The sequence below is a fragment of the Paenibacillus sp. fava2 genome, from assembly GCF_058313675.1.
On sequence record NZ_CM177755.1, the window covers coordinates 2,197,215 to 2,218,334 of the forward strand.

Below are 21,120 nucleotides of genomic sequence, written 5' to 3' on the forward strand. Positions count from 1 at the left end.
TGAAATGTTTATAATCCGTCCTCCTGCCGGACAAGCTAAACCGGATTGGTTGTCCAGTCCAGACAGATGGCAGGAGGGCGTTACATTGAAGAAAACACCAGAAAACCAGGCGGCTCTGCTGCTTGCGGTGAACGGTTTAAATATGCTGGCCAGTGTGCTGGCGGGTACTTTTTTGAATGTATATTTGTGGAAATCCCGTCAGGATTATGGCATGATCGGCTGGTTTACGTTCAGCCAGCAGGTAGCGGTGGGCCTCAGCTTCTGGCTGGCCGGTAAATGGGTCAAGGAACATAATAAAATGAATGCCCTGCGGCTGGGAATCGCCGTTTCGGGCATTTTTTATTTGCTGGTGCTGTGGACCGGGGAAGCTGCGTCAAGCTACATCTGGCCGCTGGGCCTGACACTTGGCGTAGCCATCGGTTTATTTTGGCTGTCCTATAATATTATCTATTTCGAAATAACGGATGCACACAATCGTGATTATTATAACGGATGGATGGGCCTGCTTGGTTCACTGACCGGTATTGTCGGCCCGTTTCTGTCCGGCTGGCTGATCTCAAGGCTCCAGGGGCAGCGCGGATACCGGGTGGTGTTCATCGTATCGCTCTGTATCTACGCAGCTGCAGCTGTGCTGAGTTTCTTTCTGAAGAAGCGAAAAAGCGAAGGAGCCTATCTGTGGCTGGAGCCGTGGAGAGAGCTGAGGCGAAGCGGCAGCGCATGGCGGCCTGTTGCCGGCGCCCTGGTGTTTCAAGGCATACGGGAAGGTGTCTTTTCCTTCCTCATCGGTCTGCTGGTTTACATTGCAGCACAGACAGAGAGCAAGCTCGGGCAATTCGCGCTGATTACTTCCTCGGTCTCCCTGGTCAGCTATTATGCGGCCGGTAAATGGTTCAAGCCCCGCCTCCGCTCCGCAGGCATGCTTGCAGGCGGAATCCTGCTGGTGGCGGTGATCGTGCCGCTGCTCTGGAAGCTCAGCTACGGTACGCTGCTGCTGATGGGGATCGGAACCTCGCTGTTTATTCCATTATACATGCTGCCGATGACTTCAATCAGCTTTGACCTGATGGGCGAAACGGCAGAAAGTGCGAGTAAACGGGTTGAATGGGTGGTACTTCGGGAGCTTAGCCTGATGAGCGGGCGGCTGCTGGGTATCCTGGTGTTTATCGGTGTGCTGTCAGTCAGCGGCACTACGCAGGTTATTATTGTTCTGTTGCTTGCGCTTGGCACAGCTCCGCTGGGCAGCTGGCTTGTACTCCGCCGCAGGCTCCAGCGCAGGGGGGCCGGCGATATGTCATAATGGGAGCAGGACATGCCGGAGAGGACTTATCATAAATGGCGAGAAAAAAAAGAATCGGTTTAAGAACTAAGGTTGCTGTTATGGTATCAGCGGTGGTGCTGGTGGTGCTGCTGATGCTTTATTTTATTTTCAGGAATCAGATTATCCCGCAGACCCGGCATGCACTGGAGGATAAGGCATATACCATTGCACGCACCATTGCCCTGATACCACTGATCTCGGAGGGCCTGAACACAGGAAGCAACAGGGAAATCCAGGCCTATACCTCCAAAATAACCCGCCGCAATGATATTATGTTTGTAGTTGTCATTGATATGAACAGCATCCGTTACTCACATCCTGATGCTTCGCTGATCGGCAAACCGTTCGCCGGCGGCGGCCAGCAGGCAGCCCTGCGCGGCGGGGAGAGCATCTCGGAGGGGCAAGGCATGCTCGGACCCTCCTTGCGTGCCTTTGTTCCGGTGTATACGAACAGAGGCCATCAGGTAGGCGTTGTCGTTGTCGGGCTCTCGATGGAGCGGGTGCAGAAGCTGGTCAGGCAAAATGAATGGACCCTGATCGCGATCCTGCTGTCCGGTGCGGTTCTTGGAGCCGGGGGGGCTATCATTCTGGGCCTGAAGATTAAGCGTATGATTTTCGGCATGGAGCCCGCCGATATTTCGCAGCTGCTGCAGGAGCGAAGCGCTATGCTGCAATCCATACGCGAGGGGATTATTGCAGTGGATGACAAAGGCGTTATTACCATGGTCAATGTAGAAGCTGAACGGCTTCTTGCCAAAGCAGGTATTGCCGGTAACGGCAACACCCGGAAGATCAGCGCGTACTGGCCGGAGCTCAGACTGGAGCAGGTGCTGGCAACCGGTGAGGCCTGGCAGGATCAGGAGCTTGAGCTTAATGGTATCACTCTGCTGGCCAGCCGGGTGCCGATCCGGGTGAATGGTGAAATTGCCGGGGCAATTGCCACCTTCCGTGACAAAACCGAGCTGGTCGTGCTGGCGGAACGCTTATCCGGCATCTCCGTGTATGCCGATGCGCTCCGGGCAGGTGCGCATGAGTTTATGAATAAGCTGCATGTCATTATGGGCATGACGCATATGGGCCTCTATGAGGAGCTGCAGCAGTATATTTCGGGAACAGTCAGCAATTACCAGAACGAGATCGGCTCCATTACACGCCAGATCAAAGACCCGGTGATGGCCGGGTTTCTGCTGGGTAAGCTCAGCAGGGCGCGGGAGGCCGGAACGGAGCTTACGCTGACTGCAGACAGCTATTTACCGGAAGCTGCTGATCCCCAGACCATTCACGAGCTGATTACCATTGCGGGCAACCTGCTGGACAATGCCATGGATGCGCTGGAAGGGCAGGCGGTCAGGGCAATTGAGCTCGCTTTTACCTATGAGAGCGGGGTTCTTAGCTGTACTGTACAAGACAGCGGGCCGGGAATTCCGGACCAGCTGCAGCAGCAGATTTATGTGCAGGGATTCTCCACTAAAGGGGAAGGCCGCGGATTCGGTCTTTATCTGGTGTGCAAAAGTGTAGAGAAGCTCAGAGGCAGGCTTGAAGTCCTTTCACAGGGTGTGGATGGAACAAACGGGACGGGAACTACGTTTATCGTAGAAGTGCCGTATGCTGTAAAGGATGAGGAGAGCATATGAACATTAGAGTGCTGATTGTTGAGGATGACCCGATGGTTGCCAAGTTCAACCGCCATTATCTGGAGCAGGTCGAGGGCTTCGAGTGCGCGGGCTGGGTTACCTCGGGCGTGGAGGCTGCCAGAGTGCTTGCCGAGCAGGAGATTGATCTCGTGCTATTGGACATCTATATGCCCGGGACGAACGGCTTGCAGCTGCTGTCCTCCCTGCGTGAGCAGGGCAGCACAGCCGACATTATTATCATCTCCGCCGCCAGTGATAATGCCAGTATCCGCAAAGCGCTGCAGCTGGGAGCCGTTGATTACCTGATCAAGCCGTTCGAATTCGCCCGGTTCCAGGCGGCGCTGACTGCATACAAGGAGGATTACTACGCCCTGATGAAGCAGGAGGAGCCGCTCAGCCAGGAGCAGCTCGACAAGCTGCTGCGGCCGCATAGCGGGACGGAAGAGGAGAAGGCTGCAGCTTTACCTTTGCCGAAGGGGCTGTCAGAGGGAACGCTCGAAAGCATCTGGAGCATCATCCTGCAGCTGAACAGGCCGGAATTCTCCACAGAGGATATAACTGCTGGTGCTCCTATTTCCCGGATTTCAGTCCGCAAATATCTGGCTTTTCTCAAGGACGCCGGAGTTCTTGGCATGGAGATCGGCTATGGTGCGGTTGGTCGTCCGGTTTATATGTACACTGTTACGCCTGAGGGTCATGAAATTATTGGAAAATATATTAGCGGCAGCGGCCGGTAAAAGCCCAAAGGACCCTTTTGCGGTCCTTTGGGCTTTTATGTCCGGCGAATAGAGCGCGGGTATTTTGCTGCGGGGCAATGAGCCGCCGTAGGGCAGTGCCGTCAGCCAATAGAGTGAGAAATCCCTCTAATGGGCCCCGGCCAGGCCAATCCGGCAGGCAATAGAGGGAGAAATCCCTCTATTAAGCCCCGGCCAGGCCGATCCGGCAGGCAATAGAGGGAGAAATCCCTCTATTAAGCCCCGGCCAGACCGATCCGGCAGGCAATAGAGGGAGAAATCCCTCTATTAAGCCCCGGCCAGGCCGATCCGGCAGGCAATAGAGGGAAAAATCCCTCTATTGAGCCCCGGCCAGGCCGATCCGGCAGGCAATAGAGGGAAAAATCCCTCTATTGAGCCCCGGCCAGGCCGATCCGGCAGGCAATAGAGGGAAAAATCCCTCTATTGAGCCCCGGCCAGCCCACCGTTCACCCCGCAGCCTGATGCAGCGTTACCTTAATCTTGCGGATCCGCCGCTGGCCTACCTCATGGACAGAGAAGCTATATCTGCCATAGACAAATTCGGGCTTCTCATGGGAGGAAGGAATCCGGCCGATCTGGCCGATTACGAACCCGCTGAGTGTATCATAATCCTCCACCGGCAGTTTGGCCGTAAGCACCTGCTGTACCTCGCGTAAACTCATGGTTCCGTTGAATAAGTAAGTCTGATCATCAAGCTGTGTATATTCTTCCTCATGCTCGTCATATTCGTCATAAATATTCCCGACAATCTCCTCCAGCAGATCCTCCATCGTCACGATCCCTGCAGTCCCGCCATACTCATCCACCACTACTGCAAAATGCACACGGTTCTGCTGAAGCTCCTCAAACAGCTCATGTGTTTTTTTCGAAGCGGGAACAAAATAGGGACGGCGGGCCAATTCCCGTAAATTCCATGAACCGCCGCTGCCCCCGTTAATAAACCGGATCAAATCCTTACTGTGCAGAATTCCCACAATATTGTCTATATGATTTTCATACAGCGGAAAACGGCTGTAGCCTTCCTTCTCAGCCCTCCGGGCCACCTCTTCAGGTGTATCATGCACTGACAGCGCAGTAATGTCGGTCCGGTGGGTCATAATATCCGACACCTGCTTGTTGTCAAAGTCAAATATATTGTTGATCATCAGCTTCTCGGCAGCCTGGATTGTTCCCAGCTGGGTTCCGCTGTCAAGCATCATCCGGATTTCTTCCTCGGATACCTCTTCATCCTTCTCATTAGGGTCCACACCGAATAACCGGACCAGCAGATTAGTGGGGCGGTTAACAATTTTACAAAAGGGGCAGCTATCTTTGACAGCAGGTTGAGCGGTGACGCAACGAACATGGCAATGGCATCGGCTTTTTTCATAGCCACACGTTTGGGTACAAGCTCGCCCAGCACGAGTGTGACATAGGACAAAATTATAGTAATGAATACCAGGGATATGGTATCAAGAATGTTAACCGCAATTGGAATACCAAGTGAAACGAGTAGGGCAGACAGGTCACCTGCAAAATTCTCGGCAGCAAAGGCGCTGGCCATAAAACCGGCAAGGGTGATCCCGATCTGGATCGTCGCCAGAAAACGGCTGGGCTCCTCGAGCAATCCCTGAAGCAGCTTGGCTTTCGCGTTGCCTTCCTGGGCCATCAGTCTAATCTTATTGTCGTTCAGTGAAATCAAAGCCATCTCTGAAGCTGCAAAAAAAGCGTTAACAAGGATCAGCACTAAAACAACGACTAGCTCAATCAAATGACAAGCACCTCCCGATAATGTAGAACAACAATCCGGCGGATGTTATCCCATACTATATACTTAACCTAATTATCCTGCGTACATTCCTATAGTTATATTCAGTTCATTCAGGTATTTAGCCGGTGAACATGTTCAGGCCCCGAACGCCCATAAAATAAATGTCACGCCTCTAGCTGCCCAAGTGTTATATCTATAAGAAACAGAAGAAACAGAAGAAATAGAAGAAAGGAGACCAGCGTGGATTCCATAGAAGAGAAGATCAGGAGGATACAGGCCGGAGAGGGCAGCCTGTTCTCAGATGTGATTAGGCTGTACCAGCAGCAGATATACCTCTACTGCTTCCGGCTGTTGAACAGCAGGGTAGAGGCAGAGGACGCGGTGCAGGATATCCTGATTAAGGCTTATCAGAATATCGGGCGGTACAAGCCGCAGGCGGGTTTCGTATCATGGCTCTACAAGATTGCTTACCATCATTGTCTGAACCAGTTGAGGCGGCAGAAATTCCAGCTTCAACTGCGCAAGCTTCTCCGGCAGGAGTTTAGTGTGAACAGCGCCGAACAAATGGTCGAGAACAGCCTGTTCAGTGAACCGGTTTCAACCTCCCTGGAGAAGCTGAGTGCGGAAGACCGGAATTTGCTGATTCTGCGTATTTATGAAGAAAAATCGTTTGCGGAAATCGGTGAAATTCTGGGCGTCAGCACGGCTACCGCACGCAAAAGATATGAACGGACCAGAAACAAGCTGAAAAAGGTGTTGGAGAGAAAGGAGATACAACTATGGACAAGAGTGAATTGACCGCGGAGGAGCGGTTTCTGAAGGACGGGGACCGGTCTGATAGTTTCATCCCCGTTGATGTTCATGAACCGGTAATGAAAGTGCTCGGGCTTGGCGCAAACTTACCCGTTGCAGAAGAGCAGATCTCTCCGCCAACCGGAGAGGCTCCTAGCATTATGCGCAGGCTGGAGGCAGAAGCCGGAACGAAGCAGAGCCGGAGGCGGATCCTGCGGATTCCTGTTCAGGGCTGGATTGCGGCACTTTTTTTTATAGCCCTGCTGGGTGGCGGCTATACCCGATATTCCGGTGAACTCCAGCTGGGAGGCCAATTTCAGTACAAGGTGCTGCCCTATAAGCCGATTCCGGCGACGAACTCAGGCGGTATGATCATGAAGCCGGATGAACCCTTGATACCTTGGCCGGCCCAGGCGCAGCCGAGCGAGGAGGATGAACTCTATAAGACGAAATATTCACAGGGCTACAGTGCCCTAGAGACACTGCTGCATTCCGGAGAGTATGCCACTTATGTTATCGAACGTGAAGACAGGGAAGAAGAAGCTCATCTTGGAGTATACTGTCCTCCGATTATAATCAAGGACTATTCTGCTTATATGGCCAGTGTAGAGAAGTACCATGCTCCGGAAGTGAAGCAGCCGGGAGATATGCCGGAAGGGTATGCCTTGGATGAGGCGGTAATCAAGCCCTCTTTGATAAAGGTTGAGGATGATAAGCAATTTGAAGGCGAAGGCGAGATTGACCTGGGAGACGGCTTCCGGCTGACCTGGAAACGGGAGTTGGCGGATAATATTGCTTATGATTCTTCTACTCTGGTGTACAAGAAGGGGAAGAATCAGGTAAGAATCAGTGCCTCGCGTGTTGATGAAAATGCTGAACCAGCAGAAAGCCTGCTGTGGACCGAAACGACAAAAGTGGAAAATATTGAAATTGGCGGCAAACAGCTCATTTATCTCGAACCCTCCAGCAATGAAAAAATTGATCTGGGGTATAAGTATAGACTGGTCTGGTCTGAGCCGGAAGCGCAAATCATCTATAATATGTCCGTTCGTCAGGAGAATGCTGAGCTAACAAAGGATGAGGTCATCCGCATAGCAGCCGGTATGATGGATTAACAAAATTCAGTTACTTTAGTTACAAAATGTTTTCTTTAGTTACGTAAGCTTCCAAAGACCTCCCCGCGCAGCTATGATTATTGTGAAAATATGCACAAGGGGGCAACGGTTACACATGAAAAAGAAAACAGCAGCCGCTCTTCTTCTCATTCTCTCCGTTATTCTTGTTATCGCCGGATGCGGTAACGGAAACAACAGCACTAATACGGAAAATAACGCAAGTGGGAATAAGAGCACTAACAGCGCAGCAAGCGCAACGGAAGCACCGAAAGAGGCGGAAGCCGTGTCCGGGGCATCAGTAGCCAGCTATACACCACTGGATCAGTTAAAAGAGAGCTACGACATTATCATTGTCGGTGCGGGCGGCGCCGGTATGACCGCTGCGCTTGAAGCGAAGGCGAAGGGACTGAACCCGGTTATTTTGGAGAAAATGCCGGTCGCCGGCGGAAATACAACAAAATCCTCCTCCGGGATGAATGCTTCCGAGACCAAGTTCCAGAAGGAGCAGGGCATCGAAGACAGCAACGATCTGTTTTATGAGCAGACGCTGAAAGGCGGCCATGACACCAATAATACAGAAATGCTCCGTTTCTTCGTCGACAATTCCGCTGCAGCCATTGACTGGCTGGATTCGATCGGCATCCGGCTGAACAATATTACCATTACCGGCGGCATGAACGAGAAACGCACACACCGTCCGGAAGACGGCTCGGCCATCGGCCAGTACCTGGTTAAAGGGCTGGTGCAGAATGTTCAGGAGCAGGGGATTCCGCTGTTCGTAAACGCTGATGTTAAGGAAATTACCCAGCAGGACGGCAAAGTGAACGGCGTGAAGGTGCTGTTCAACCAGGCGGATGAAAAAGCCATTACAGGTAAAGCGGTCGTTGTAACCACAGGCGGCTTCGGCTCCAACATGGATATGATTACCGAAGTAAGACCGGATCTTGAGGGTTATGTTACCACTAACCAGATCGGCAGCACCGGCGACGGAATCAAAATGATTCTGGCAATGGGGGGTACCACCGTTGATATGGATCAGATCCAGGTTCACCCGACAGTACAGCAGGAAAAGTCTTACCTGATCGGTGAAGCAGTCCGCGGCGAAGGCGGTCTGCTTGTGTCGAGCGAAGGCACACGGTTCACCAATGAGCTGGATACACGTGATAAAGTAACAGCAGCCATTAACAGCCTTCCTGAAAAAGCGGCGTACCTCGTATTCGATTCCGGCGTAAAATCACGCGTCAAAGCCATTGAGCAGTATGAAAAAATGGGCTTTGTCATCCAGGGCGATACAGTCCAGGCTCTGGCTGAGGCGATGCAGGTGCCTGCCGACAAGCTGCAGGCTACGGTTGACACCTGGAACACTGCGGTTGCCGGTAAACAGGATGCAGCTTTCGGCAGAACGACCGGGATGGATCATGATTTGTCTGCCGGACCGTTCTATGCCATCAAAATCGCTCCGGGGATTCACTACACCATGGGCGGCGTAAAAATCAATACAAATACCGAAGTGCTGAATAAAGACGGCCAGCCGATCACCGGCCTGTTCGCGGCAGGTGAAGTAACGGGCGGACTGCACGGCCAGAACCGTATAGGCGGAAACTCCGTTGCCGAAATTATTATCTTTGGCCGTCAGGCCGGCATTAAGTCTGCCGAGTTTGTACAGGCGCAATAAAGTATGCTATATTCATCTGCCGGCTTAGAAGCGGTAGACAGCAAACAGCAGCCCCGGCTCACATGAGCCGGGGCTGCTGTTGTTTCATACATGTATGCAGCTGCCCGCCGGTTTCAGCTACGCCTCTACAGCGGGAGCAGGCGACGGCTTGGCGCTGCGGGTCAGCGAGAACAGCTCCAGCTCCGGGCGGTGCCGGCCCGCCAGCGTATCAGCCAGCAGCTCAGCCGCAATCATGCTGTAGACCGTTCCGTTGCCGCCATAGCCTTCAATGAAATAACAGTGCGGATAATCCGGATGAGGACCTATAAACGGGAGCCCGTCCCGGGTGGTGCCGAACACAGCCCCCCAGCAATATTCTGCCCCGACACCTTTAACCTCCGGAAACAGTGCTTCGACCTCCTCGAGCAGCTGCTGGCATTGGGAGAGCACCCGGACCTCACGCCGCTGCGGATCAGTAAGCTGCTCGTCCTTGCCGCCGGCAATGATACAGTTGTCAGGAGTGGTGCGAAAGTATAGATAAGGCCGTGCTGTCTCCCAGAGCAGGCTCTGCTCATGCCACTTGGGCAGCCGGTCCAGCGGACGGGTCTTTATGGCATAGGTGTTAATCAGCTCCGCGCCGCGGTCTTTTTTCATCTCCTGGGTTTCATATCCCAATGCAAAGATAACGTTCTTGGCAAAAATCCTGCCATGGTCCGTATAACAGGTCACTCCGTCAGCATGGTACTCATAATGACGGGCTCTGGTATGCTCATAAACACGGACACCATTGGAATGCGCTTTGCCAATCAGACTGTGGACCGTGCGGAACGGATTTGTTTCAGCATCCCCCCTGGAGTAGAGTGCTGCAGGTTTAGTAAATGAATAATGGGCCCGGATCTTGTCTGAGTCCCAGAATTCCGAATGAAACCCGTGGCCGGTAAGCATTTCGTGCTCCTGACGGAGCAGCGGGACATCTTCCGGCGTACTTGCATAGAGCAGGCTGCTGCGGGGGATGATTTGGGGATCAATATCAAGCTTCCCGGGCAGGTCCAGAATGTTATCCAGAGCTTCCTTGCACAATTTATAGAATAAGACACCGTTTGCTTCCCCGAATGTATTGATGCAGGCGGTCAATGATTTATCATTGGCGATCTGCAGCAGGCCGGTATTGGCATGGGAGCTTCCGCCGGCAATGTCCCGTTTATCGATCAGGACTGCAGAAGCCCCGCTGAGCGATAATCGGTAGGCCATCATGGCCCCGCCCATGCCACCGCCGACGATCAGGCAGTCGCAGGATAAATCTTCGTTCAATGAAGAGTAGACCGGACGGTCTTTTAAAGTGGATTCCCAGGGCAGCTGCCCGCTGTTAAGTCTCATGTGTATCTCTCCTTAATGAGATTCCGATAGGGTAGTATTGGCAGTTCTGGTTGTTCTGATACAAGGGATCAGGGAGTATTTTTCCGGCGGGTAAGCTGGTAAGTTGCAGGAGCTACATAAACCGTAAGCTGCAGCGGCATAATAAGGACTGCTTGTACATTAAGAAGGAGGGAATTACGAAAATGCACTCAACCCATATGCAGGCGCTAAGCGGCAAAGAACTGGAATACATCGCCGACTCCATTTCCAATGAGGATCTGCTCATCAAGCAGCTGGCTGCAACCGCAGGCACAACCCAGAACCAGACGGTTCAGCAGATCTGCGTCCAGCAGATTCAGAGTCACACCCAGCACATGAATTCGCTGATCCAGCTGATGCAGCAGCATCAGCAATATGCACCGACACAGCCGCAATAATGAGATGTCCTTCTTTTAGCCAACAATTTATATACAAAAACAGGAGGTAATGCTAGTGTACGCACAAAACGGAACCGCATTTATGGCAGACGAGGACTTGCTGAATACTGTTCTTGCTGATTTGAAGCGCACGGTTCGCGAGTATACGACCGCTGCAACCGAATCGAATTGTCCGACTGTCCGCCGGGTGTTCAATGATCTGACCATGGATACCCTCCGTCTGCAGGGGGATCTGTATACCCAGATGTCACAGCTGAACATGTATACTGCACCGGGAAAAGCGCTGCGCCAGGATGTGGACAAGCAGATTCAGACCGCTCATCAGACGCAGGCGAAATGCCAGCAGTTTGTACAGCAGAAAACAGGCGGCGCCGGAGCATACAATCAGGCTGCGGGAATACCGGTGCATCAGCCGAATGTGCAGAATCACAACCCTTACTATATGTAAACCTGCCCAGCAGGCGGTGAAGCACAGTATACATCGGTTGTCTCGATTGATGCCGTAACCGAATTTTCCGTCCGTCCGAAATTCTTTCGGCGGACGGTTTTTTATTTACAATACATATGTTTAACTTGTACTGAACTTTGCAATATAATAATTACATAGAAAAGCTAAAAGGAGATTCTCATGACGGGTTTTAGAGTCGGGGAGGGGGAAATGAAAATATTACCCGATTTTTCTGATTGGATAGAGTTACCTGACGCTGCAGTTTCCGGGGTGACAAGGAAGATTTGGCTTTCAAAAAAAACCGAAAGCGGGACCCAAAGAGGTTTGTTTAAGTTTGGAGATGAGTGGACAGAGGAGATCGCTTCCAAAATAGCTGGGATTTTAAAAATACCCTGTATGGATGCTGTATTTGGAGTGTATAATGGGCAAACAGGTGTTATGTGTTTAGATATAGGAAATATTACCGAGTTTGGTTCTTTAGTTGAACATGGTTTAGATAAAGGTTGGGGTTCAATCTATCTTATACAAGATATTGAAAACGAAGTTTCAATAAACACATTTAAAAATATTTTAAACATGTTTATTTTTGACTATTTGATTGGAAATCGGGATAGACATCTGGGTAATTTTTCAGTTACAGAGGAATTTGCTTTATCCCCGCTTTATGACAATGCTGCTTCCTTATGTTATGGTCTGTCATTAAAACATGCACAAAGTTTATTGGAAAAAAGTAACTACAAGGAGCTGCAATCTTATACGTTTGATATCAAAGCACATGCATGCATCCCTCATAGATGTTCTAATACTGAACTAATGTTTTATATCAAGGAGTATTATTCTGAAATGTGGGGTGTGCTTATTAAGCCGTTTATTGAAATTCAATCCACTCAATTCGAAACTATATTAAATGGATTTAAGGGAATTATTCCGGATTCAATATTAAGCTGTATGTTATTTGGTCTTGTTGAAAGATTAGATTTTTTGAAAATAATTGAGGGGGAGCAGTGAGATGGATAAGTTCTATATAGTAAGGATGCCTGCAAAAGAAAATGAAAAGCCAATTCTGTTGGGTACACTTTCTTCAGGAAAAAAAAGGCGCCGATATCTTTATAAACCGTTTAATTTAGACAAATACAAATATCCTAGATCCTCCAAGCCATTTGTAAAAAAATCACCACCACACTTATTGACATCCAGAACATATGATGCTGGGAGACCTGATATATCAGAAATATTAAGCTCCATGAACCTTGACAGCTATGACCCATGGAAGATGGTTGAAATAAAAGAAGGCCGAGTAATGACGGACTCGCTATGTTATTTGACTGAGTCAGGTTTGGAGAAATATGGGTTTAAGGAATTGAAGTTACAGTATAAGGAATTGACAGATAAAAGACGTAAACCATTCGGCAAAATATAACCTAACCCCGCGCATGTGGGGTTATTTTGTTTGCAGAAGCGACATTTTCGTGTCATATTAGTATTAAACTCTTTTCGCTGTGCCGCGCTGAAGAATTTAGGCCGGCAGGCGAACTATCCGGGGGGAAGGCATGAAGGAAATGGACGAATTGAAGAGGAAAGTGCTGGAACTGCTCAAGGAAGATGCCCGGAGCTCTGCGGCGCTGATGGCGACCCTGCTTGGAGCGGAGGAAGAAGATGTAAAGACGGCGATTGAGCAGATGGAAAAGGATCATGTCATCGTAAAATATGCGACTGTCGTGAACTGGGATAAAGTGAGCGATGAGCGTGTGACCGCACTGATCGAGGTGCAGATTACACCCGAGCGCGGCCGCGGCTTTGAAGGCATAGCGGAGCGGATCTATCTGTATCCGCAGGTGAAATCGGTCTATCTGATGTCCGGCGCCTATGACCTGCTGGTCGAAGTGGAGGGACGCAACCTCCGCGAGGTCGCCAATTTTGTATCCGAGAAGCTCTCACCGATCGATTCGGTGCTTTCAACCAAAACCAACTTTACGCTCAAAAAATACAAACAGGACGGTATCATCTTTGAAGAGCATGAAGAGGACAATCGTCTGCTGATATCTCCGTAAAGGAAGTAATCATATGATCACGAATAATCAGAAGCAGACCGGAGAATCAGGCAAATCCATGAATTCCTATCTGGCGCCGCTGGTTCAGCAGATCCAGCCGTCGGGGATCCGCAAGTTTTTTGATCTGGCCGCAGGCAGCAAGGACATTATTTCACTCGGTGTCGGCGAGCCCGATTTCAAGACACCCTGGCATGTCAGGGAAGCCTGCGTCTACTCATTAGAGAGAGGCTTTACCGGTTATACATCCAATGCCGGGATGCCTGAGCTGCGTGAGGGGATTGCGAATTACCTGCATTCCCGGTTTGCAGTTACTTATAATCCCGCCAACCAGATTATTGCAACGGTGGGCGGCAGTGAAGCAATTGACCTGGCGCTCCGCGCCCTCATCTCGCCCGGAGACGAAATTCTGATTCCTGAGCCGTGTTATATCTCCTACTCACCGATTACATCCATCGGCGGGGGAATCCCGGTCGGAATCGAAACCTTTGGCGAGAATAACTTCAAATTAACGGCCGCAGATCTGGAAGCCAAGATTACACCGCGCTCCAAGATTCTGATCCTGTGTTATCCGAGCAATCCGACAGGAGCCATCATGACCCGTGAGGACTGGGAGCCGATTGCCAGGGTAGTCGAGAAGCATGATCTGATTGTCATCTCCGATGAAATCTACGCCGAGCTGACCTATGGCAGCAATCATGTAAGCTTCCCGTCGCTGCCCGGCATGATGGACCGGACGATTCTGGTCAGCGGCTTCTCCAAAGCCTTCGCTATGACCGGCTGGCGGATGGGCTATGCCTGCGGGCATCCTGATCTGATCTCCGCGATGCTGAAGATCCACCAGTACACCGTGATGTGTGCACCGTCCATGGGCCAGGTTGCCGCTCTGGAGGCGCTCACCAACGGGATGGAGGAGAAGGACCGGATGACGGACTCCTATAACCAGCGCCGCCGCCTGATCGTCAAGGGCCTCAGGGATGCCGGACTGGAATGCCATGAACCGCAGGGGGCGTTCTATGCTTTTCCAAGCATTCAGCGTACAGGGCTCACTTCCGACCAGTTTGCCCAGCGCCTGCTGATGGAGTACAAAGTGGCCGCGGTGCCGGGCAGTGTGTTCGGTCTCGGCGGCGAAGGCTATCTGCGCTGCTCTTATGCGACTTCCGTAGCCCAGCTGAACGAAGCCATTGAGCGGATCGGGGCTTTTGTCCAGCAGCTTGAACGGGAGCGTACGGAATAAGACAGCTGATATTGTGACGAGCCGGAGTATGGCAATCAATGGAACTTCCTCTTAGTGTATGGTATTATTTGACTATTCCATTTTATTAGGGGGAACGAATGATGCTCATGGGCGATTGTTACCTGCCTTCCTATGGCGGGGGATGCTATCCGCAGAACGGGCATTCTGCTGTGGATGCTGCTGCTGTGCGCAAGCGGACTCTGGAAGATGAAATTCTGGTTCTCCGCAGCAGAATGGAGCAGATCTTTGTACAGGAGAAATCCTTTACCTCTGAGCTTGTCATTGAGATCAGCTGTCTGCTGGACCTCAAAATAAATGAATATATGAGGGGGGCATACCACTAAGCCTGGCTTATGTGGAGATTCCCCTTATACAGAGAGCCTTCGGGCTCTTTTTTTATGCCAAAAATATAGCTGTTCATTTCTATAAATTAACTTATAATGGAATATGAATGAACGATCATTCATTTTTTGAGGAGGCAGGCATGAGTATTCAGAGCAAGCAACTGGAGCAGAAATTTATTGAAACGTTTGAGCAGCTGCTGCCGGACCGGGCATGCAGGCAGATTATTCTTCACGCTGTCGAGGTCTTTTCCAGGAAGGGCTTTGCCGGTGCCAAAATCAAGGACATTGCCGCCAGCGCCGGGTTCAGCCAAGGATATGTGTACATGTATTTTAAGTCCAAGGAAGAGATTTTTACGAGAATTGTGGAGCTGGCTTCAACCGGAGCAGGATTGTCGGTCCGGTATGCGGCTGAGATGGAAGGGACGGCTTGGGAGAGAATCGGCTGGCTGACGGAAGCGTTTCTGGCACCGGACAGTCTGGCGATGCAGCACTGGCGGCTGATTCAGCTCCAGACGGCAACCTCGGAAGCTATTCCGGAGGAAGCAAAGCGTATCGCGAAGGAAAAAATCCGCGAGCCTTTTGAACATCTGGTTCCGCTGATTATGGAAGGCCAGCAGGATCAGGAGATTGTCGAAGGTGATCCGCTGCAGCTGGCTATTGCGTACTTCTCCTTTGTTCAAGGGCTGGGGATTGCCAGGCAGCAGACTACGGAGCAGAACTCTTTTCCTTCCGTGGACCTGGTGCTGCGTTTTATGAAGAGAGACTGTTAGGCTATTTAACCGAAGGGTGGAATGGGTCATGGTCAAGGTATTCAAAAGTGAGGCTGGTAAATCACAGGTGCAGCAATCTTATAATGAGCTGTTGGGCCAGTGGGGGGTGGAGTTTCAGGAGCTTGATATTGCTACGCCATACGGCACAACCCATATTATCACTGCCGGAGATGCCGCTTTGCCGCCGCTGCTGCTGTTTCACGGTGTAGGTGACAATTCGGCGGTCATGTGGCTGCTGAACATGAAGGCGCTGACCCGGCATTTTTACTGTATTGCAGTCGATACGCTGGGAGGTCCCGGCAAAAGTATCCCGAACGGCAGCTTCAATAAACAGGCCTTTGATCAGGTGGACTGGATCAGCAGTGTGGCTGACGGGCTTGGACTGGAGCATTTTTATGTTGCAGGCGTGTCAAACGGGGCGTACATGGCCTTTAACTATACTGTTAACGAGCCGGAAAGGGTGCTGAAGGCTGTCTGCATGGAAGGCGGGATGGTCACTGCACCTTTAAAAAGCATGATGCAGACGCTTACGATGATGTTCCCGGAAATCCTTGTACCGACCCGTAAAAATCTGCTTAAGGTAGTGGGCAAGCTCAGTTCACCGGAATCCCGGCTGTCTGAAAGGCATCCCGAAGTGGCCGAGCATCTGGTGCTTCTGATGAAACATCATAACCAGCAGGCGATGTTTGTACATAAGCTGCAGTTATATGACCAGGCCAAGGCGGCCGGTGTGCGGGAGAGGCTGTACTTTCTGCTGGGGGATTACAGGCTGGAGCGTAAGAAGGACTTTACAAGCGTACTGGATGCCGGGGATTTCCGCTACAAGGTCATTCAGGGCTCGGGCCACGGCGTTAATCATGAGCAGCCGGAGCATGTGCACGGGGAAATGATTGATTTTCTCAAAAAAGACCCGGTTTGACCGTTCAAGCCCTGGAGCTTATTGTCCGTTCCTGCGTGCAGCCCTGCGTCTTCCGGTATAAATCGCCACCCCGGAGCTCACAAACGTCAGGATAAAGAACAGAACATAATCAATAAGCTCCCGTCCCGGGTTGCTGTAATAATTAATAATATTGGCCGCGATAAACAGCAGCACCAGAAGCAGGTCATTCCTCCGCTGTTTGCGCCGGTTATCACCGGATATTTTGTCGCTAAAGCTCTTATAGCCGTTATAATCCTCGATGAATGCCGCGTCCGCCCGCGAGGTGTTCTCTTCACTGTGCTTATACAAAAGGGAGTGCAGCAGCGTCGCATCCTTGTATTGGCTGCCTATGATGATTCTCGGATGCTGTGGACTGTATACGTAAAATGACCCTTCGATCAGCTCGACATAGATCTGGTCCAGATCAAGTGTAACTATTTTTCTGTATTCGCGGTAACGCATTGTCCTGTTGTCCAGTTCTACAAAGGAATTGCTGATCTGAAAAATATAAGCCAGGCTGAGCAGCAGAAACAGGGCCCCCAGGCTGACCAGCAGTAATAATGCCCCGGTTTCAGCCTGATATAAGCCATACCCGATAAAAAACAGTGACATAAGGATTGTGCAGGCGGCAATTACATAATGCCAGCGCGACATACGGAAAATTAACGGATAGGGCTGATTTCCCGTTTCGACAGGCTCAATCCTCGGATTTATTCTTACACGCATTACAATCAGCCTCCCTGGGAGCTTGTTTACCGCTTTATTAACCGAAATATTCCTTTCTAATCCGGATTGTAAAAGGAATGGGTGTACAAATAAAAATGCTGAGGCAGTTATTTACATGGCAGAAATGCCGCACTTTATTTGCCTAATCTGTACAGATGCGATTACACTATCATTATGTGATTTATTGTGCTGAGGGAGAGGAAGATGACTATGGCGATTTATACGCGTACGGGGGATAAAGGAGAGACCTCAGTGATCGGCGGCCGGGTAGGCAAGGATGATGTCCGTGTTGAGGCCTATGGAACGATAGATGAGCTGAACTGCTTTGTCGGGCAGGCCCGCAGCCTGATGGAGGATGAAAGATTCAGCGATGTGCGGGAGCAGCTGCTGGAAATCCAGCATGAGCTGTTCGACTGCGGCTCGGATCTGGCTTTTGTGAAGCTGAGCGAGAATAAGTATAAGGTTAAAAGCGAGATGGCTGTCCGCCTGGAAGGATGGATTGACCAGCTGCAGGCGGAGAATCCAGTGCTGGAGCGCTTCATCCTGCCGGGAGGCAGCCAGCTGTCTTCGGTGCTGCATGTCTGCCGTACGGTCTGCCGGCGGGCGGAGCGGCGCGCGGTTACGCTCGGGCGCAGCGCAGACATTAATCCGGAGGCGGTTATTTATCTGAACCGGCTGTCGGACTATTTCTTCGCGCTCGCGCGGGCGGCAAATACAAGGCTGGGGATTGCTGACGTTGAATATGTGCGCAGCAAAAAGGTGTTCCGTAACTAAGATGAGCAGCTATTACCCGCCGATCACGTATACTGTGCCGCCGTCGGAAGACGGCTGGCTGCTCAAAACCATCCTGCAGAAGCGGATGGATGTCTCCCGCAAGCTGCTGTCCCGGCTCAAAATGACCGAACAGGGCATTATGCTGAACGGGGAACGCGTATATATCAGTGTGAAGGTTGCCGGCGGTGACCGGGTGGAGATCCGGATGGAGCAGGAGACGTCAGCGGACATTCTGCCGCAGGATATCCCCTTTGATATTCTGTACGAAGACGAGCATCTGCTGGTGATCAACAAAGCAGCCGGGATGATTGTCCACCCGACACACGGGCATTACACGGATACACTGGCTAACGGAGTAGTACACTACTGGGCAGCCAAAGGGGAGCAGTACCGTTTCCGGCCGGTCCACCGGCTGGACCAGGAGACCTCCGGCGTGCTGGTGATTGCCAAGAATCCGTATAGCCATCAGCATATCTCCGAGCAGATGATCGCCGGTACCGTGGACAAGCGTTATGCCGCCTTTGTGCACGGAGTGCCTGCTTCGCCTGCCGGCGATATCGACGGCCCCATCGACCGTGACCCGGCAGAGCCGCACCGGCGGATCGTGACGCCGGACGGCTATCCCTCCCTGACCCGCTACGAGGTCAAGGAGGTCTATGGAGACCGCGCGGCGCGGGTCGAGCTGAAGCTGGAGACCGGCCGCACCCACCAGATCCGGGTGCATATGAGCTCGATCGGCTGTCCGCTGATCGGCGACGGCATGTACCGGCACCCGCTGTACGGGAGCGGAACGGATGCGGAGCAGCTTGCGGTCATAGCTGAGCTGGATGCGGCGATTCCGCGCCAGGCGCTGCATGCGGTGCGGCTGTCGTTCAAGCATCCGATCGGGCTGGGCGAGCTGGTTTTTGAAGCGCCGCTGCCGCCGGATATGGCACTGCTGGAGCAGAAGCTGCGGCAACTATAATTTATTTCATAGTCACCGAAGGAGTCAGATATGAGTCACTTAAAAGTCTATCAATACCCGAAATGCAGTACCTGCCGCAGCGCGGTGAAATGGCTGAAGGAGCAGGGGCATGAGCTTGAGCTTCAGCATATCGCCGAACAGCCGCCAACAGTGGAGGAGCTTCGTGTGCTTGTGGTGAACAGCGGCCTGCCGCTGAAGAAGTTTTTTAATACGAGCGGTGAGGTATATAAGGAATTGGGCCTGAAGGACAAGCTGGCCACCCTCAGTGAGGATGAGCAGCTTGAGCTGCTGTCAGCTCATGGGATGCTGATCAAGCGTCCCGTGGTTACGGATGGCAAGAAAGTCACAGTCGGCTATAAAGAAGAGCAATATAAAGAAGCCTGGAGCACCACCTAATTAAACCGAAAATAAGGAGAGGTTACACATGAGTTCAGAAACAACGGGCCGGGTAATGATCGTCGACGGAATGGCTCTGCTGTTCCGGGCCTTTTATGCGACCTCTTATGGAGGATATATCCGCAAAACGAAGGCCGGGCTTCCGACCAATGCGGTGTACGGATTTTTGCAGTATTTTTTCGACGCGGTGAGCACGTTTGAGCCTTCCCATGTGGTCTGCTGCTGGGATATGGGCAAGGGGACCTTCCGCACGGAGAAGTACGACGGATACAAATCGAACCGGATCGATGCGCCGCTGGAGCTGATTCCGCAGTTTGATCTGGTAAAAGAAGTGGTAGCGGAGCTTGGGGTGCCGAATATCGGGCTGGCGGGCTATGAGGCGGACGATTGCATTGGTACGCTGGCTGCGTGCTATGGCGCAGAATCCGAGGTGTACATTCTGACCGGTGACCATGATATGCTGCAGCTGGTTACCGACAACGTCAAGGTCGTTATTATGAAAAAAGGCCGTTCCAACTATAAGGTGTATGATCCGGCTGAGCTGCTGGAGGAAAAGGGCCTTACGCCAAGACAGGTCATTGACCTCAAGGGCTTCATGGGTGATACGAGCGACAATTATCCGGGCGTCAAGGGTATCGGCGAAAAAACAGCCCTGAAGCTGCTGACCGAATACGGCAGCGTAGAGGGTGTAATCGAGAACCTGGAGGCTCTGCCCAAGGGCGTACGCTCCAAGATCGAAGCGGATCTGGACATGCTGCATTTATCGCGCGAGCTGGCGGAAATCCGCTGTGATGTGCCGGTGGTGTGCACTTTGGCGGAATGCCTCTGGGAGCTGCAGCGCGATACGGCAGCCCGCAAATTTCAGGAGCTGGAGTTCGGCAGCCTGATGCATCTGATCGGCGGCATCGCTGAGGCCCGTGATGAGCGCGGTATCGTGCAGATTGAGCTGGGGGATTTGGGTTAAACGCAGGAATACCGGGCAAAAGGCTTTCCCGCGGCCGGTTACTCTGTTCCATAGTACAAAAAAGCACCTTTGGACCGTAAACGGTTCAAAGGTGCTTTTTTGATAGGATGAGCAGTCCGCTATTTTAACGCACTCAAATGATAATTCCCTCGCAGTGATCGACCTCATGCTGAATGATTTGGGCTGTAAAGTCAGTAAAGACCTGCTTCTGCTGCTTGAAGTTCCGGTCCAGGAACCCGACCTCAATGGAATTGTAGCGTACCGTATGCCGTACGCCTTCCAGGGAAAGACAGCCTTCCTCTGTTTCATAGGGACCTGTACGTTTGGTGATGACCGGATTAATCATGCCTACATGTACCGGCCCGATGCTGAAGGCAATAATTCGCTTGTTAATGCCGATCATGTTAGCTGCGAGGCCGACACACCGGTCTGCATTGGCCCGCAGCGTGTCCAGAAGGTCATCCAGCACCTGGATATCCTCTTTGGTTGCCGGAACGGACTTCTGGCTTAAGATAATCATATCTTTACAAATGGGTCTGATCATAATATTCTCCATGTCTGCTTTATTTGGCTGTTAGCCGTCACTGCTATAATAGCACTTCAAGATTAGCCAGAACAATCGGAGCCTTGATTTAAAGATTGACGGAAGGAACTGGCAGTGCTTATAATATTAATATATAAGTTTAGTAATTAATATTTTCATTAACTAATGAGAGGTG

Annotated in this window: 23 protein-coding genes and 1 pseudogene; 19 read left to right on the forward strand and 5 right to left on the reverse strand. The window is 51.5% G+C overall.

The features are described from left to right. Positions 1-85: 85 nt before the first annotated feature. Genes AC4G46_RS09120 through AC4G46_RS09130 form a run of 3 tightly spaced genes read left to right on the forward strand, consistent with a single transcriptional unit; the run spans position 86 to position 3,689 of the window. On the forward strand, positions 86-1,297 hold the full coding sequence (locus tag AC4G46_RS09120) for an MFS transporter (protein ID WP_491127649.1): 1,212 nt from the start codon (positions 86-88) through the stop codon (positions 1,295-1,297). 35 nt (positions 1,298-1,332) lie between these two features. Continuing rightward, the gene (dcuS, locus tag AC4G46_RS09125) at positions 1,333-2,952 is read left to right on the forward strand and encodes a DcuS/MalK family sensor histidine kinase (protein ID WP_491127650.1); all 1,620 of its coding nucleotides are present in this window, start codon (positions 1,333-1,335) and stop codon (positions 2,950-2,952) included. After that, complete coding sequence (locus AC4G46_RS09130; protein WP_491127651.1) at positions 2,949-3,689, forward strand: response regulator; 741 nt, start codon at positions 2,949-2,951, stop codon at positions 3,687-3,689. The genes dcuS and AC4G46_RS09130 overlap by 4 nt, the downstream gene beginning before the upstream one ends. A gap of 464 nt (positions 3,690-4,153) precedes the next feature. Here the strand turns inward: AC4G46_RS09130 and AC4G46_RS09135 are convergent, their stop codons facing one another. Beyond that, positions 4,154-4,906, reverse strand: coding sequence for a hemolysin family protein (locus tag AC4G46_RS09135; protein WP_491128832.1), 753 nt, complete (start codon positions 4,904-4,906; stop codon positions 4,154-4,156). A 12-nt stretch (positions 4,907-4,918) separates the two neighbouring features. Then, a pseudogene (locus AC4G46_RS09140) lies at positions 4,919-5,394 on the reverse strand (CNNM domain-containing protein); the annotation flags it as partial. A gap of 303 nt (positions 5,395-5,697) precedes the next feature. On the opposite strand from AC4G46_RS09140, the gene AC4G46_RS09145 reads away from it, so the two are divergent. The 3 genes from AC4G46_RS09145 (at position 5,698) to AC4G46_RS09155 (ending at position 9,039) form a co-directional block, all read left to right on the forward strand. Then, complete coding sequence (locus AC4G46_RS09145) at positions 5,698-6,255, forward strand: RNA polymerase sigma factor (protein ID WP_491127652.1); 558 nt, start codon at positions 5,698-5,700, stop codon at positions 6,253-6,255. Beyond that, the gene (locus AC4G46_RS09150) at positions 6,237-7,364 is read left to right on the forward strand and encodes a DUF4367 domain-containing protein (RefSeq protein ID WP_491127653.1); all 1,128 of its coding nucleotides are present in this window, start codon (positions 6,237-6,239) and stop codon (positions 7,362-7,364) included. Before AC4G46_RS09145 ends, AC4G46_RS09150 begins: the two co-directional genes overlap by 19 nt. A gap of 115 nt (positions 7,365-7,479) precedes the next feature. Further along, entirely contained in the window at positions 7,480-9,039 is a 1,560-nt protein-coding gene (locus tag AC4G46_RS09155; RefSeq protein WP_491127654.1) for a flavocytochrome c, read from the forward strand. A 117-nt stretch (positions 9,040-9,156) separates the two neighbouring features. Here the strand turns inward: AC4G46_RS09155 and AC4G46_RS09160 are convergent, their stop codons facing one another. Continuing rightward, positions 9,157-10,395, reverse strand: coding sequence for an NAD(P)/FAD-dependent oxidoreductase (locus AC4G46_RS09160; RefSeq protein ID WP_491127655.1), 1,239 nt, complete (start codon positions 10,393-10,395; stop codon positions 9,157-9,159). 182 nt (positions 10,396-10,577) lie between these two features. On the opposite strand from AC4G46_RS09160, the gene AC4G46_RS09165 reads away from it, so the two are divergent. The 9 genes from AC4G46_RS09165 (at position 10,578) to AC4G46_RS09205 (ending at position 16,577) form a co-directional block, all read left to right on the forward strand. After that, a complete protein-coding gene (locus AC4G46_RS09165) occupies positions 10,578-10,811 on the forward strand; it encodes a hypothetical protein (protein ID WP_491127656.1) in 234 nt (77 codons plus the stop codon). 55 nt (positions 10,812-10,866) lie between these two features. Continuing rightward, complete coding sequence (locus AC4G46_RS09170; RefSeq protein ID WP_491127657.1) at positions 10,867-11,259, forward strand: spore coat protein; 393 nt, start codon at positions 10,867-10,869, stop codon at positions 11,257-11,259. Positions 11,260-11,469: 210 nt separating this feature from the next. Then, a complete protein-coding gene (locus tag AC4G46_RS09175) occupies positions 11,470-12,267 on the forward strand; it encodes a HipA domain-containing protein (RefSeq protein WP_491127658.1) in 798 nt (265 codons plus the stop codon). A 1-nt stretch (position 12,268) separates the two neighbouring features. After that, on the forward strand, positions 12,269-12,679 hold the full coding sequence (locus AC4G46_RS09180) for a hypothetical protein (RefSeq protein WP_491127659.1): 411 nt from the start codon (positions 12,269-12,271) through the stop codon (positions 12,677-12,679). A gap of 130 nt (positions 12,680-12,809) precedes the next feature. Next, on the forward strand, positions 12,810-13,310 hold the full coding sequence (locus tag AC4G46_RS09185) for an Lrp/AsnC family transcriptional regulator (RefSeq protein ID WP_039871479.1): 501 nt from the start codon (positions 12,810-12,812) through the stop codon (positions 13,308-13,310). A 13-nt stretch (positions 13,311-13,323) separates the two neighbouring features. Continuing rightward, the gene (locus AC4G46_RS09190) at positions 13,324-14,544 is read left to right on the forward strand and encodes an aminotransferase class I/II-fold pyridoxal phosphate-dependent enzyme (RefSeq protein ID WP_491127660.1); all 1,221 of its coding nucleotides are present in this window, start codon (positions 13,324-13,326) and stop codon (positions 14,542-14,544) included. A gap of 98 nt (positions 14,545-14,642) precedes the next feature. Next, complete coding sequence (locus AC4G46_RS09195; RefSeq protein ID WP_491127661.1) at positions 14,643-14,888, forward strand: aspartyl-phosphate phosphatase Spo0E family protein; 246 nt, start codon at positions 14,643-14,645, stop codon at positions 14,886-14,888. A 140-nt stretch (positions 14,889-15,028) separates the two neighbouring features. Further along, on the forward strand, positions 15,029-15,658 hold the full coding sequence (locus AC4G46_RS09200) for a TetR/AcrR family transcriptional regulator (RefSeq protein ID WP_491127662.1): 630 nt from the start codon (positions 15,029-15,031) through the stop codon (positions 15,656-15,658). A 28-nt stretch (positions 15,659-15,686) separates the two neighbouring features. Next, the gene (locus AC4G46_RS09205) at positions 15,687-16,577 is read left to right on the forward strand and encodes an alpha/beta fold hydrolase (protein ID WP_491127663.1); all 891 of its coding nucleotides are present in this window, start codon (positions 15,687-15,689) and stop codon (positions 16,575-16,577) included. 18 nt (positions 16,578-16,595) lie between these two features. On the opposite strand, the gene AC4G46_RS09210 is transcribed toward AC4G46_RS09205, so the two are convergent. Beyond that, positions 16,596-17,303: a hypothetical protein gene (locus AC4G46_RS09210; protein ID WP_491127664.1), complete on the reverse strand. Its 708-nt coding sequence runs from the start codon at positions 17,301-17,303 to the stop codon at positions 16,596-16,598. A gap of 210 nt (positions 17,304-17,513) precedes the next feature. Between AC4G46_RS09210 and AC4G46_RS09215 the strand changes: the two genes are divergently transcribed. Genes AC4G46_RS09215 through AC4G46_RS09230 form a run of 4 tightly spaced genes read left to right on the forward strand, consistent with a single transcriptional unit; the run spans position 17,514 to position 20,401 of the window. Beyond that, positions 17,514-18,077 (forward strand): cob(I)yrinic acid a,c-diamide adenosyltransferase, encoded by a 564-nt coding sequence (locus AC4G46_RS09215; protein ID WP_090713827.1) that lies wholly within the window; start codon positions 17,514-17,516, stop codon positions 18,075-18,077. Between the two features lies 1 nt (position 18,078). After that, positions 18,079-19,041, forward strand: coding sequence for an RluA family pseudouridine synthase (locus tag AC4G46_RS09220; RefSeq protein WP_491127665.1), 963 nt, complete (start codon positions 18,079-18,081; stop codon positions 19,039-19,041). Positions 19,042-19,071: 30 nt separating this feature from the next. Further along, complete coding sequence (locus AC4G46_RS09225) at positions 19,072-19,437, forward strand: arsenate reductase family protein (RefSeq protein ID WP_491127666.1); 366 nt, start codon at positions 19,072-19,074, stop codon at positions 19,435-19,437. Positions 19,438-19,465: 28 nt separating this feature from the next. Then, positions 19,466-20,401 (forward strand): 5'-3' exonuclease, encoded by a 936-nt coding sequence (locus tag AC4G46_RS09230; RefSeq protein WP_491127667.1) that lies wholly within the window; start codon positions 19,466-19,468, stop codon positions 20,399-20,401. Between the two features lie 133 nt (positions 20,402-20,534). On the opposite strand, the gene AC4G46_RS09235 is transcribed toward AC4G46_RS09230, so the two are convergent. After that, on the reverse strand, positions 20,535-20,945 hold the full coding sequence (locus AC4G46_RS09235; protein WP_491127668.1) for a peptide deformylase: 411 nt from the start codon (positions 20,943-20,945) through the stop codon (positions 20,535-20,537). Positions 20,946-21,120 lie beyond the last annotated feature (175 nt).